This window comes from Gracilimonas qinghaiensis (assembly GCF_046602855.1).
Taxonomy (GTDB): Bacteria; Bacteroidota; Rhodothermia; order Balneolales; family Balneolaceae; genus Gracilimonas.
The window spans coordinates 611207-625262 of sequence record NZ_JBKINJ010000002.1 but is presented as its reverse complement, the minus strand read 5'-3'; the positions used below and the strand labels follow the sequence as shown (position 1 = coordinate 625262).

The window sequence follows — 14056 nt, the reverse complement described above, 5'->3', positions numbered from 1 at the left end:
GATTAATTGGTCTTAGCCACCGAAGTCATCAAATGCGACATTCTCATCAGGAACGCCCCATTCGTCGCACATTTGCAGTACAGCCTGATTCATCAGCGGTGGACCACAGAAATAGAATTCGATCTCTTCCGGTTCAGGATGCTGTTCCAGGTAGTGATCTATCACTGCCTGGTGAACAAATCCCACGAAACCGTCGCCTTCTTCGTCATGTATGTCTTTTTTCTCAACCCAGTTATCTTCTTCAAGCGGTTCGGATAGAACGACGTAGAAATCGAAATTATCGAATTGCTCATCAAGTTTACGGAAATGATCAAGATAGAACAACTCGCGCTTAGAACGACCACCATACCAGTAAGTGACTTTACGGCCTGTTTCAAGTGTTTTGAACAACTCAAACAGGTGAGAGCGCATCGGAGCCATACCGGCACCACCGCCAATGTAAAGCATCTCTTTTTCACTTTCCTTCTTGATGAAGAACTCACCATAAGGACCGGATATGGTTACCTTATCACCCGGCTTTCTGGAAAAAATGAACGAGGAGGCAATACCCGGGTTAACGTCTTGCCATGTATTCTTATCTCTGTCCCATGGCGGAGTCGCGATACGAACATTAAGCATGATCCTGCGTCCCTCTGCAGGATAGCTGGCCATAGAATATGCCCGTTCCACAAATTCAGTGTTTTTCATCTTGAGATCCCAAAGACCATACTCATCCCATTCTTTTTGGAATTTATCAGGTTCACCGGGATGCTCTTCAGGATGAGCCGTAATGTCAATATCCTTAAAATCGACCTCGCATGGCGGGATCTCGATCTGAATATATCCACCGGCTTTGTAGTCCATATCTTCAGGGACCTCAATAATAAATTCCTTGATAAATGAAGCCACGTTATAATTGGAAACAACCTCTGCCTCCCACTTCTTGATCCCAAATACCTCTTCAGGTACTTCGATCTTCATATCTTCTTTTACCTTCACCTGACAGCTCAAGCGCCAATCTTCCTTGATCTCTTTTCTGGTAAAATGAGGCTCTTCAGTTGGCAAGATCTCACCGCCTCCCTCATGAACCTGACACACACATTGTAAACATGTTCCACCTCCACCGCATGCTGAGGGCAGAAAGATCTTATTTTCACTCAGTGTACTCAGTAAAGTACTTCCGGAGTCAACTTTAAGATCCATTTCATCATTGATCTTAATATGAACAGGTCCGGATGGTATCAAATATGATTTTGCTGTTAAAAGAATAGAAACCAGTACAAAGACCACCACAAAGAATACGATGATACTGGTAGATACGATAAAAGTTGTAGATGCTAATGCTAATATCATTTTAAAAAGCTCTTCTTATATAGTGATTATAACTTGATACCCATGAATGACATGAACGCGATGCCCATCAGGCCAGTTACGATAAAGGTAATTCCAAGACCTCTAAGAGGACCGGGAACGTTTGAATATTGTATTTTCTCACGAATGGCTGCTATAGCTACGATCGCTAAAAACCAACCCACGCCACTGCCAAGTCCAAATACAGACGCCTCACCGATATTGGCATAATTTCGCTCCTGCATGAACAGTGAACCACCCAAGATCGCACAGTTTACAGCGATAAGGGGCAGGAAGATACCAAGTGAGTTATACAATGACGGTGAAAATTTCTCTACGGTCATCTCTACCAGCTGTACCATAGATGCAATGATGGCAATGAAAAGGATGAATGAGAGGAAACTCAGGTCAACTTCAGCAAACGCAGGGCTTACCCATGACAAAGCACCTTCAGACAGCACATAATTTTCAAGTAAATAGTTGGCCGGTACCGTGATACCCAATACAAAGATCACAGCAAAACCAAGTCCGACACCGGTTGTTACTTTTTTGGATACTGCCAGGTATGAACACATGCCTAAGAAATAGGCAAAGATCATATTCTCAACAAAAACCGCTTTTACAAATATGTTAATTAATTCTTGCATTGATTTATGCCTCCTCTATCAATTTGGTATTTCTTGCACGCTGAACCCAGATAATGATACCTACTACTATAAGTGCCATTGGAGGTAACAACATGAAACCGTTGTTCACATAATATCCACCATTAGCTGCATACCAGGCATCCGGTATTATTTGGTAACCGAATAGCGTGCCTGAACCCAGTAACTCTCTGAAGAACGCAACTGCGATCAAAATCGCTCCATATCCGAAAGCATTTCCTAAACCATCTAAAAAGGACTTCCAGACGTTGTTACCGAGTGCAAAGGCTTCAAGCCGGCCCATAATGATACAGTTCGTAATGATCAGACCAATGAATACCGACAGCTCTTTTGATACATCAAATGCGTAGGCTCTGAGCACCTGATCTACAAGCACTACTAATGATGCGATAATGGTTAATTGTACAATGATACGGATCCGATTCGGAATCAGATTTCGCATCGCTGATACGATAACATTCGCCGATACCATTACAAAGATAACGGAAATAGCCATTACCAGAGCCGGATACATCTTTACGGTGATCGCCAACGCTGAACAAATACCCAACACCTGCACGGTGATCGGGTTATCATCGTCTAATGGGTCCGTTATTAATTTTCTGTTCTTTTTTGAGAATAAAGGTTCTTTGGGGGCTTCAATGACCTCCGCCTGATCCTCTACTCCTTCTTCAATTGTTTCTGCTGCTTCTGCCATAACGCTCTAAATAGTTAAGTTGCGCCTTAGTTAGTAAACTTAAAATGATTAATTGTTATCGGGCTGAACCGCTGTCGCTGTTGAGCCGCTATAACCTGTGTATTCTTTCAAAAAGGGTATGTAAGCCTGTAAGTTGTTAGCTATCATAGCTTCCACACCATCAGATGTAATAGTTCCGCCACTGATACCATCCACTTCACTTTCACCACTGGCTTCACCTTTTACAACATCGATACCCACCAGTGTGCCATCATCATTCAGGATCTCCTTTCCTTTGAACTGATCCTGAAAAGACTCTGTGTTAATCTCTGCTCCAAGGCCGGGTGTTTCAGCCTGGTGATCAAATACAGCACCATATATGGTTGATAAATTATTCTGAAGCGAAATATAACCCCAGATCGGTCCCCATAATCCTGTCCCACGCAGTGGGATGACATAAAATGTTTCACCATTCTTCTCGGCTATATATAAAGGGGCCTGTCTTTCAGATATAGGTTTTCGTATCTGTTTGGCCAGATCGATGTTGAAAGCATCTACGCCTTCGATCAATTCATTGTTTTGGATCACCAGTTCACTGGTAACATATTCCGGATATGCTTCCGCGGATTCTTCACGCGTCCCTTCAACCTCGATGGATCTCAGAATGCTCTGCATCTTTTCCATCTCCACATTTTGCTTCTGAAGTGGCTTCAGATTTGTAGCCGCAAAGGATAAAATGGCTGCTACCACAACAACCATTGCAGCCGCAAACATAAATGTGTAACTGTTCTTATTTACATCCATGAGTCTTAAGCCTCAGCTGTTTTTAAATTTCGTTTTTCGCGTCTCTTCATGTTGGCCTTCAGCACGTAATGGTCAACAAGTGGCGCCATGGTATTCATGAATAAAATAGCCAGCATCACGCCTTCAGGATACGCAGGATTAAATACACGTATCATGATAGCAAGGAAACCGATCAGGAATCCATAGATCCATTTACCTGTATCTGTTCTGGCGCCCGATACCGGATCCGTTGCCATAAAGACGATGCCGAAGGCAAATCCTCCTACTATCAATTGCTGCCAAAATGGTACAGCCATAAATTGCTGCTGTGCCTCTGAAATCGCATAGGGTGCAACGGCATTGAAAATAAGCCCCATTGCAACACCGCCGGCCAGTGCACTTAAAATAATTCTCCAGCTACCGATACCGGTATAGATCAATACTGCGGCCCCGATCAATATCATAATAATAGAGGTCTCACCAACAGAGCCGGGTATGGTTCCTATAAAAGCATCCAAAGCTGAATAAGAAGTGGTTCCCGTGGTTGCAAGCTGACCTAAGATAGTTGCGCCTGAAAATCCGTCTACAACAGCCTGACCTTCCTGTACGGAAGTATTGATCCAAACGCTGTCACCAGACATATATGCCGGATAGGCAAAGAAGGCAAAGGCACGGGCTATAAGCGCCGGGTTAAAGATATTCATTCCGGTTCCGCCAAACACCTCTTTACCGATCACAACGGCAAAGGCAGCAGACAGTCCCAGCATCCAAAGCGGCAGATCTACCGGCATGATAAGGGGGATCAACATACCGGTTACCAGATATCCCTCGTTGATCTGATGCCCTTTTACCACACAGAACAAAAACTCGACACCGAGTCCAACTCCATATGATACAACGACCATTGGCAATACCTTGATCGCTCCAAATATGAACTCATCCATGAAGGATGTATCCATACCTAAAGCCAGGTAGTGCTGATAGCCTATGTTCCACATCCCAAACAGCAATGCCGGGATAAGGGCTATGATCACCGTATTCATGGTACGTTTCAGATCTATCCCGTCCCTGATATGCGCACCGCCACTTTCAGCGGTATGCCCCGGAACAAATAGAAATGTTGCGAAACCATCATATACCGGCCAAAGTTTTTCAAACTTTCCGCCCTCTTCAAACTTGGGCCTGATGTTATTTTCTAAATAATTGTGTAATGCTTTCATCCGTTACTTCTGTATGACTTCACTTTTTAAAATCACTAACCTAATTCTTCACGCATCAACTCGAGACCATCCCGAAGTATGCTTTGAACCGGCATCTTGGAAGTACAAACAACTTCACAAAGAGCCATATCTTCTTCTACAACTTCATAGATCCCAAGATTTTCCATTCGTTCAATATCCTGTACAATAACAGCTTTTAACAGCTGAACCGGATAAATATCAAATGGAAATACCTGTTCGTACTCGCCGGAAACCACAAATGCTCTGCGCTCACCGTGAGTATTGGTATCTAATTCATATTTCTTATCGCCAAATTTTCTCTGTATCCATGAAGGCAGGGTTCTTGAGATACTGAATTTATCCGTTTTTGGTAACAGCCAGCCAAAAAACTCAGGCTCATCACCTTCAGGAATTACCGTTACCTGTCGCTCGTATATACTCAGATATCCTTCATCGTCTATCTTGGTACCTGTCAATACATTCCCGGTGATGATACGGTTGTTACCTTCAGTGGTATTTCCTTCAGTGAAATTACGGACCGGCGCACCAATAATAGTGTTATGATATTTTCTATCCTTGACCTCTGACCCTGTTACCGCGATCCTGATCCGTGCATCGAATTTACCTTCCAGGAACAAACGACCAATGATAACTACGTGCTCTGGGTTGATGGTCCAAACGATATCACCACGATAGATCGGATCGACCCGTGCGATCTGAACTCCAACGGCGCCTGCAGGATGCGGACCTTCATATTTAGTAATGGTCACACCTTCAGCGTTGGTCAATACCGGGCTTGATTTTTCTTTTGCATTCAGGCCCACATGGATCTTTCCGTCAGTGAGCTTTTTAAGTGCATTGATACCGGCCTGAAATTCTTTTTCCTGCCCTTCCAGCAACAGTGACATATCCGGAGCAAGAGGAGCAGAATCAAAGCCTGAAATAAAAATAGCTTTCGGAGTTTTTTCAGTATCAGCTACCACATTATACGGGCGCTGCTTAAGAAATGGCCAGCAACCTGATGCAGCCATCTTTTCAATGATCACCTCTCTTTCAAGTGTATTGGGGTCTGCTGCGCCAAAATCTACATATTCAGCTTCCTTATCGGCCAGCACACGAATTTCCAGCAGTCGGCGCTTTGCTCCTCTTACAACCTGTGCAACTTCACCGCTTACCGTTGAGCAAAACTTAACAGCTTCATTATCTTTATTGTAGAATAATGGTGTTCCGGCTTTAACTTCATCACCTTCTTTAACGGTGGGCTTTAACCTTACTCCATGGAAATCTACAGGTTTAACAGCGATCGTTTTTACAGTCTTATCAGGAGCAAATTCTTTATCAGCTTCACCAACAAGCTTGATATCAACTCCTCGCTTAATCTTCTTTACATCAGACATTTATGATTCAAATAATCGATTAATTGAAAATGGGATTGAGATATGTTCTATCTCCCTTCATGAATTAGTCTCTAACAAACATTACTTGCTTAATGAAACAAGGGCAGAAAGGTACTTAATTTTTCGACTCATTTCGAGTAAAAAAAAGAAGAACTTTGCAGATATTTTGGGCGTCTAACTTATTGCGGGCACTCATTCTAAACAAACGCCCCAATCTACACGCTTTAAATGAAGAAAAAGTTAAGACTATAAAATGAGCATAGCATCACCAAATGAATAAAATCTGTACTCATTTTCGATGGCATGATCATATACTTTCTTCATCTCATCAAAGCCCATAAACGCGGCTACCAACATAAGCAACGTGCTTTTGGGAAGGTGAAAATTGGTAATTAGTGCATCTACTGCCTTGAATTTATAACCCGGTGTGATAAAGATATCCGTATCCATAGAGCGCGGTTCAAACGTTCGGTTTTCGCCGGCAGCCGTTTCAAGTACCCGAACACTGGTGGTCCCTACCGCGGTGATATGCTTTGCCTCGTTTAAATCCCGGCACCTCTGTTCTTCAAGCTGGAACCATTCGCTATGCATCTTATGGTCGGAAATATCTTCCGTTTTGACCGGTGCAAAGGTCCCCAACCCAACATGGAGGGTGACTTCAGTTTTCTTTACTCCCTGCTGTTCAAGCTTATTGAGGAGCTTTTCGGTAAAATGAAGTCCGGCTGTAGGTGCAGCCTTGCTTCCCATATCCTTGGCATACACGGTCTGATATTCATCCGAAAGTGACTCGTCCTGCTCTATATAGGGTGGAAATGGGGTATGCCTATATGGCTCGATCTGTGGGTCATCGAGATCGCAGGTAAACTCAAGAGTGCGAAGACCATCATCAGCTACGTGCGTTACCTTTGCTGAAACAGCATCTGTAAGTTTTACCGTTTTATCGAGCTTGAATTTCTTTCCCGGTCTTACCATTGCTTCCACAGTTCTGTTATTGCGGGCCGAGGTTACAAATATCTCTTTTTTCCCTTCATCAAACAGCAACCTGCATTTTTCAACCTTACTGTTATTCACTATCAAACTGGTGTGATCCGGAAGATAATCCCCAATGTTATAGAAATGATCATCTGTGATCTTGCCGGTTTTACGGTCGTAAACCAGCAAGCGGGCATGGTCTCTGGGATTGGCGGGCGATTGAGCGATCAGTTTTTCCGGCAAATCGTAATCAAAATCAGATAGGGTGTATTTCATTAACTCGTGAAGAATTTAGTCGAGATCAAATTCAAAGAAACTATCCTGATTTGGCCTGACTTCTACTTTTCTTGTTTCGACAAGTACGCTGTCTACTACAATTTTAAATTCAATGCTGTCAATCACAACGAATTCACTGTTATCTGCCGTAAGGAAGTCAGCGCCAAAGGCTAGCATGTTGGGGTTGATCAAGAACTCCCCGTCTGCATTGGTAGTGGTAAATGGCTCAGACCGGTAGAGAAGTGAATCCGACTTTTCGGCAAATAACAATCTTGTGAAGCTGTCATTGCTTGGAGTTACGACCTCATATACGTAGATCCCGTCACTTAACAGCTCTGCAGGTATTGTGATCACATGCTCACCGGAATCGAGTTCAGCCGTATAAAAATTAGCCAGGAGGGAATCAGACCGGAATCTGTATAGGTTTGCGTTGTATTCACCGGAAGAACTGGAAATGAAGCTGATCTCGAATCCCTCATCTACGTTTTGAGGGGAGAAGACATCATCCGGTGTATAAAAATTTTCAACATGGATCCCGGCCCCCTGAACCGGTCCGTTTCCGACTGTCACCACGCCTTGAACTAAACTGTAAAAAGGTGGTTGAGAGTCATTCAGACAGCTTGTCATCATAAAAGCTGCCACAATTATCGATATAAGAAGTGTTTTGTTACTCAAATCTTGATCTCTTTCTTTTCGAAGTAGTTTAAAACTGTTTCAACGATACCCGCTACTCCGATACCAACCTCATCGTGTAGTTCTTCCTGGGTTCCGTGTTCTACTATACGATCAGGGACGCCCATTATTTTGAGCGTTGGTCGGTTTTCTTTCTCCGATATATATTCGGCCACCGCACTTCCAAAGCCCCCCATTTTCGCTCCATCCTCAAGCGTTATGATATGGTCATAGGATTTACAGATCTTGTCGATAAGGTCTGTATCCAGGGGTTTCGCAAATCGCATATCATAATGACCAATATGTATCCCGTCACTCTCAAGTTTGTCGGAGGCTTCGGTCACATATTTACCAATGGGACCAAAACTGAGTACAGCAACATCTTCGCCTTCCTGCAGTACCGCGCCTTTACCGATCTGTAAGTCTTTAAATCCTTCAATTGCCGTTCCGGTAGCACGCCCTCTCGGATATCGAATGGCCCAGGATCCAACCTCATATTTTGAGGCGGTATACATCATATCTCTGAGATCCTGCTCATTTAGTGGCGATGATATCACCATATTTGGGATAGTTCTCATAAAGGCCACATCATATAATCCGTGATGCGTAGCCCCGTCTGCCCCCACTAATCCTGCCCTGTCAATACAAAACACGACCGGCAGTTTTTGGATAGCAACATCGTGCACCAGCTGATCATAACCCCGCTGCAGAAATGAGGAGTAGATGGCACAGAATGGCTTTTTACCTTCTGCCGCCAAACCTGCCGCAAATGTGACTGCATGCTGTTCTGCAATACCCACGTCAAAAGCCCTGTCGGGAAATGTATTCATCATCGGCAGCAAACTTGAACCGCTGGGCATGGCAGGCGTCATACTTACGATCTGTTCATCCTGAGCTGCCAGCTCCACTAATGCCTCTCCAAATACATCCTGGTACTTGGGAGCCGGTTTTATTTTCTGAGTTACAGGTTTAGCCAGAGATTTACCGGTGATCTTATCAAAAGGACTGCTGGAAGCGTGCCATTTCGTTTGCTCCCGTTCTGCCGGGGCAAATCCCTTCCCTTTCACTGTAACTATATGCAACAGTTTTGGGCCTTTTACTTCTTTCAGATCTTCCAGGATATTTCTTAATCCTTCCACATCGTGGCCATCCGTGGGACCGTAATATTTAAACCCAAGTGCCCTGAAAAGTGCACCGGGGGTCAGTGCTGCGGTTACTGCATTCTCCAGCCTTGAGGCAACTTTTCGCATTTTCTCACCGGCCGATTTAAAATGACCGAGCATATCATAGATCTCATCCCTCATCTTATTGAAGGTCTTACTGGTGGTTATGTCGGCAAGATATTCTTTCAACGCTCCTACATTGGGATCTATAGACATATTATTGTCATTCAGGATCACCAGAATATCGCTGTTCATGGCGCCGGCATTGTTCATGGCCTCAAAGGCTAGTCCGGCCGTCATGGCTCCATCGCCAATTACCGCAACCACCTTTTTATCTGACTTATTAAGGTCTCTTGCCACGGCCATTCCAAGTGCGGCAGAAATAGAAGTGCTTGAGTGACCAACACCAAAAGTATCATATTTACTTTCTGACCGATTGGGAAAGCCTGATAACCCACCATACTGACGATTGGTGTGAAATTGATCTCTTCGCCCGGTTAGAATTTTATGACCATAAGCCTGATGACCCACATCCCAAACAAGCAGGTCGTTGGGAGTATCGTAAACATAGTGAAGAGCTGTTGTCAATTCCACAACGCCAAGACTGGCACCAAAGTGGCCACCGATCACAGATACCTGATCGATGATATATTGCCGAAGCTCGTCGCAGACATCCTGTAACTGCTCGTGGTTTAATTTTTTTAGATCGGAAGGAGAATCAATGCTCGCTAGCAGTGTTCCCGGCTTCGGCTTCATGCTCTCCATAATTACTCATCTGATCTTATTGGGTGTCAGCCTCGTTTACTTGTTCTATTCGAAGTTCTGCATTTTCAAGTATTTCTGTGCAGAATCGCGACATCTTTACTCCTTCTTCGTACAGCTTTACTGAGTCTTCAAGGGTGATGTCTTCTTTTTCAAGTTCTTCTACTATGGTTTCCAGTTTCTTTAAAGCTTCTTCAAAGCTCGGTCGTTCCTGATCGGGCATTAAGATTTTTTAGATGCGTTAGGGTATTTTATTTTCTCCCTCAATAATACCGGTTATTTCCCAAAAAGACATGCACTAAACCCCGAAGTCGGGCTCAGTGCACTAACGTTAATTTTTTTTATCCGTTCATTAGTCAGTTATCTGAAAAGGCAATCGATTGAAGACCATGTGCCCGTTACTCATAACGAGGATCACGTCTTGTGTTGCTTTCATATCCTCGATGGGGTTGCTGTTCAGAACTACCAGATCTGCTTCATATCCGGGTGCCAGCTGACCGGTTCTATCATCTATGCGAAGCAATTCAGCGGCAACAGACGTTGCACTTCGAATGGCCTCATATGGAGAGAAACCCAGCTCCACGAAAAAGGTCATTTCATGACTGATGCGGGTCAAGCTGTTAGGTCCGTATCCTGTATCGGCTCCGGTCACGATATTGACGCCTATTTCGTGAGCACGCTGCACGGTATTACCAAGTTCCGGCAGCATATGGCGGCCTCTGTTTCTGAGAACCGGGTTGTCGTAATCACCACCGGGCTGGGTTAGGTCATACACGGTGCTGTAGGTGGGCACAAAATAGGTTCCTTTTTGAACCATGAGATCCAGGGTTTTATCACTGAGATACGTTCCGTGTTCAATGCTTCTCGCCCCGGCACTCACAGCAGCATAGGAGCCTTCATCACCGTGACCGTGGATCTGAATAGGCACATCATATTTGGCCGCCTCTTCTACTACTATTCGCAACTGATCTTCGGTATAGGTTTGCTTACGCGGGTCAGTATCAGGTACACCGGCTCTTTCCGTACCTCGCGTTTTAATGAATTCGGCTCCTCTTTCAACATTGATCTGAACCAGCTTTCTGAGAGCTTCTTCTGTGGTCACTCCTTCAAAAAGCACGGCAAGTTCCGGATCAGCCAGAATACTTTCACCCAGATCAGGTGTTACAAATACTCCGGCCGGGATCATGTCAGGTCCGGGCAGATAATTTTGGTCGACTAAATTCTTGATGGCCACATCCTGGAAGAACGGAACGCTTGAACTTCGAACCGTTGTCACGCCGGATCTCAATGCCCTGTCTGCCGATGACAATGAATTCAAATGCGTGTGGGCATCAATGTAGCCTGACATTACATACTTCCCTTCAAGATCTATAACCTCATATCCAGATGGAATGGTACTTCCACCCTGTAAAATTCGTTCGATCTTTCCATCCGAGACCAGAATAGTAGAGTTATCAAATATTTGCTCAGCCTCATGATCTATGATGTGACCATTGGTCAAAGCATAGGAATTATGGGTCAATTTTGATTGCGCCTGCATAAAACCGGAAAAGAAAAGCGTGAGCACGGTTAATAGAAGAGTGAACCTGATCATACCAAATAAGTTTAAATTTGAATTTCGCTTATTATAGTAAAAGAAAAACAGGATTCCATTTATAGCCGATCGCAGAAACTTTCTTTAACAACTAATCCCAATGTACGCGCCCGATGCTTTTTCCATCAGTCTCCAAAATAACTGCCTTCTCCAAACTGGTAAATAACATTTCAGAACCTGTGGTCGAGAGTCGTTGAATAGCCTCTTTATGAGGATGACGATATCTGTTTGGTTCAGACAGAGAAATGATGGAATAATCTGGTGTCACTCTATTCAGGAACGCCAAACCGGAGCTGGTACGGCTTCCGTGGTGGCCCACTTTGAGCACATCTGTATCCAATAGGTTATCGTATCTGCTTAAAACACGCTGCTCCTGATGGATACCTGCATCACCCGTAAAGAGAAACTCCGATTCACCGTATATCACATTCATTATCACTGAGTGTTCATTGGGATCTGAGTTATGGGTTTGGCCATCCGGCCCCATAACAAGGAATAGCATAGCGGGATCAATATTCAAAGTATCTCCTTCTTGAATCGACTCAACAGGAACACCTTTTTGAGCAGCCGTTTCCAGATAAGTCTTATATAACTCTGAATCATACCGATACCCTGAGTTATATATCATACCTATTTCAATTTCGTTGATCAGATCTACAATACCGCCAATGTGATCAGAGTGTGGGTGACTCAGTACTATTGCATCCAGCTTTTTAATGCCACTTGCCTGTAAATGTGGAAGTATCACCCCTTTTCCTGAATTATAACCCGGCGACCATACCCCCGCATCGATCAAAATGTTCTTACCTGTGGGCGTTTGGAGTAACGCTGCATCACCCTGACCCACATCGAAGTAGATGACGGTAAATTTAGCTGTTCGGAATTCTTGACTCAGGTTCCAGGCCACCAGAATACAGGCAGCTGCCAACACAGTATTCAGCATTTTCCATCGCATGGAAGCAATATGCCATGCAGCGATCGTAAAGATCAGGATGAGCCAGAAAATGAAGAAAAATGAGTTATTGAGTGAGGCTGTGGTCCACGCCCAGTTCCATGATGCCGCCATCATCACAAATTCCCTCATTCCTTCCAGAAAGTAAAAGGATGGAATGTTGATCCAAAAACCCAGGGCCGGAATCACAGCTGTGATCCCCAAAGCTAACAATGACAATGGAACCACGATCCCCAATAAAGGAACAAAGAGTGCATTTGCCAGCGGACTCACCAATGAGATCTCACCAAAATAATATACCTGCAAAGGATAAAGCCCAAATTGAACCACCAGGGAAACGATCACAACCATCAGTGGTTTGCCGTACCAGTGAATACGCACCCAGTTTGGTAACAGGTTTTGTATGACGGGCAGTATAAGCAGGATTATCAAAACGGCAGAAAATGAAAGCTGAAATCCGATCTCAAACAACTGTGTGGGCTCATAGATCAATAACGTGATGGCCGCTGCCGCTGTCAGGTTTATAGAATCGTTGATCTTATGATACAGTTTGCCATAGGTCAGAAAAAAGGCCATGACAGAAGCCCGGCTCACTGAAGGAGAGAATCCCGTTATACCTGCATAACTGATCAGTATCAATACCAATAGCAGAAGTCCCATAACCTTACCGTGCTTCCAGGTCCAAAAGTACGGAATGATCACCCAGAAAGGGGCAATGATGAACCCGACATGCAAACCGGACACAGCCATGATATGAGACAAACCGGCCCTTGCAAAAGCAGATTTTGAATGTGTATCCAGATCTTGTTTGAATCCGATCAAAAGGGCTTTGGCTATGGGAGCCGTTTGTTCTGAAAAGTTTTTATCGACCAGCTCCAGCGCTTTTTCCCGCCACCATATCCACTCTCCGATCTTATTATTGGGTGTCACATGAAACAAGCTGTCCGCTTTTAGCTGCACCGATATATCCTGGGATCTAAGGTAGGCTTTATAGTTGAAATCAAGTGGATTCCGTTTTTCTGAGATCGGGATAACTATGGCACTGATAAATACTTTATCACCCAAAGTTACATCGCCTTCCACTTCGTCTGCCAATATCCTCGCTTTATATGGGTGAGGAATGACAACTCCATTATAATAAGTGGTATCTGTCTCAACATCCCATCTCATCTTTCCAGTTGACGTGTATGATATGGATACGAGCTGCCCTGAAGTTTCAACCTTTTCCCAATCTAGTTTTTCCAGTAATTCCACAGCCACTGACCGTTCACTGTATTGTTCTACCGCCATCCTAAGCTGCCCATATAGCACAATTAGAATTAAAAACAGAACGGAGGCAAATTTTGACCAACGCGTCAGAACGGATCTTTGACTCATCCATTCTGATAATGCATACAACAGGAATAGTCCGGCAAAAATGCCTATTACAGCACCACTTGCCGGTTCGTAAAAATAAAAAAGCAGAATACCTGCAATATAGAATAGTGCTATTCTTACTGCAGGATATCTGCTATATGGAAATCGATATGTGTCCCGCCGCTCCATAACAGTTAGAGCGACTTGAGATCAATTCCTTACAAAATATTTTAGTACAT

At 44.1% G+C, this 14056-nt stretch carries 12 protein-coding genes; all 12 read right to left on the bottom strand.

The annotated features are described in order from the left end of the window. Positions 1 to 12 precede the first annotated feature (12 nt). The 12 genes from nqrF to ACKGJO_RS12580 all read right to left on the bottom strand — a co-directional run bounded on the left by nqrF (position 13) and on the right by ACKGJO_RS12580 (position 14006). Positions 13 to 1332, bottom strand: a complete 1320-nt coding sequence (nqrF, locus tag ACKGJO_RS12635) for an NADH:ubiquinone reductase (Na(+)-transporting) subunit F (protein ID WP_411323803.1) — start codon at positions 1330 to 1332, stop codon at positions 13 to 15. 26 nt (positions 1333 to 1358) lie between these two features. Beyond that, positions 1359 to 1976: an NADH:ubiquinone reductase (Na(+)-transporting) subunit E gene (gene nqrE / locus ACKGJO_RS12630; protein ID WP_411323802.1), complete on the bottom strand. Its 618-nt coding sequence runs from the start codon at positions 1974 to 1976 to the stop codon at positions 1359 to 1361. 4 nt (positions 1977 to 1980) lie between these two features. Beyond that, complete coding sequence (locus ACKGJO_RS12625; protein WP_411323801.1) at positions 1981 to 2691, bottom strand: NADH:ubiquinone reductase (Na(+)-transporting) subunit D; 711 nt, start codon at positions 2689 to 2691, stop codon at positions 1981 to 1983. A 48-nt stretch (positions 2692 to 2739) separates the two neighbouring features. Further along, positions 2740 to 3474, bottom strand: a complete 735-nt coding sequence (gene nqrC, locus ACKGJO_RS12620) for an NADH:ubiquinone reductase (Na(+)-transporting) subunit C (protein WP_411323800.1) — start codon at positions 3472 to 3474, stop codon at positions 2740 to 2742. Positions 3475 to 3479: 5 nt separating this feature from the next. Further along, positions 3480 to 4673 (bottom strand): NADH:ubiquinone reductase (Na(+)-transporting) subunit B, encoded by a 1194-nt coding sequence (locus tag ACKGJO_RS12615; protein WP_411323799.1) that lies wholly within the window; start codon positions 4671 to 4673, stop codon positions 3480 to 3482. Between the two features lie 35 nt (positions 4674 to 4708). Beyond that, positions 4709 to 6070 carry a Na(+)-translocating NADH-quinone reductase subunit A gene (locus ACKGJO_RS12610; protein ID WP_411323798.1) on the bottom strand — a complete coding sequence of 454 codons (1362 nt, stop codon included), beginning with the start codon at positions 6068 to 6070 and terminating at the stop codon, positions 4709 to 4711. Positions 6071 to 6316: 246 nt separating this feature from the next. Continuing rightward, positions 6317 to 7318, bottom strand: coding sequence for a tRNA preQ1(34) S-adenosylmethionine ribosyltransferase-isomerase QueA (gene queA, locus ACKGJO_RS12605; protein WP_411323797.1), 1002 nt, complete (start codon positions 7316 to 7318; stop codon positions 6317 to 6319). A 15-nt stretch (positions 7319 to 7333) separates the two neighbouring features. Then, positions 7334 to 7993, bottom strand: a complete 660-nt coding sequence (locus ACKGJO_RS12600; protein ID WP_411323796.1) for a hypothetical protein — start codon at positions 7991 to 7993, stop codon at positions 7334 to 7336. Next, complete coding sequence (gene dxs / locus ACKGJO_RS12595; RefSeq protein ID WP_411323795.1) at positions 7990 to 9918, bottom strand: 1-deoxy-D-xylulose-5-phosphate synthase; 1929 nt, start codon at positions 9916 to 9918, stop codon at positions 7990 to 7992. The genes ACKGJO_RS12600 and dxs overlap by 4 nt, the downstream gene beginning before the upstream one ends. Before the next feature lie 16 nt (positions 9919 to 9934). Next, a complete protein-coding gene (xseB, locus tag ACKGJO_RS12590; RefSeq protein WP_411323794.1) occupies positions 9935 to 10138 on the bottom strand; it encodes an exodeoxyribonuclease VII small subunit in 204 nt (67 codons plus the stop codon). Positions 10139 to 10267: 129 nt separating this feature from the next. Continuing rightward, on the bottom strand, positions 10268 to 11509 hold the full coding sequence (locus tag ACKGJO_RS12585; RefSeq protein WP_411323793.1) for an amidohydrolase family protein: 1242 nt from the start codon (positions 11507 to 11509) through the stop codon (positions 10268 to 10270). Positions 11510 to 11600: 91 nt separating this feature from the next. After that, positions 11601 to 14006 (bottom strand): DNA internalization-related competence protein ComEC/Rec2, encoded by a 2406-nt coding sequence (locus ACKGJO_RS12580; protein ID WP_411323792.1) that lies wholly within the window; start codon positions 14004 to 14006, stop codon positions 11601 to 11603. Between the last annotated feature and the right edge of the window lie 50 nt (positions 14007 to 14056).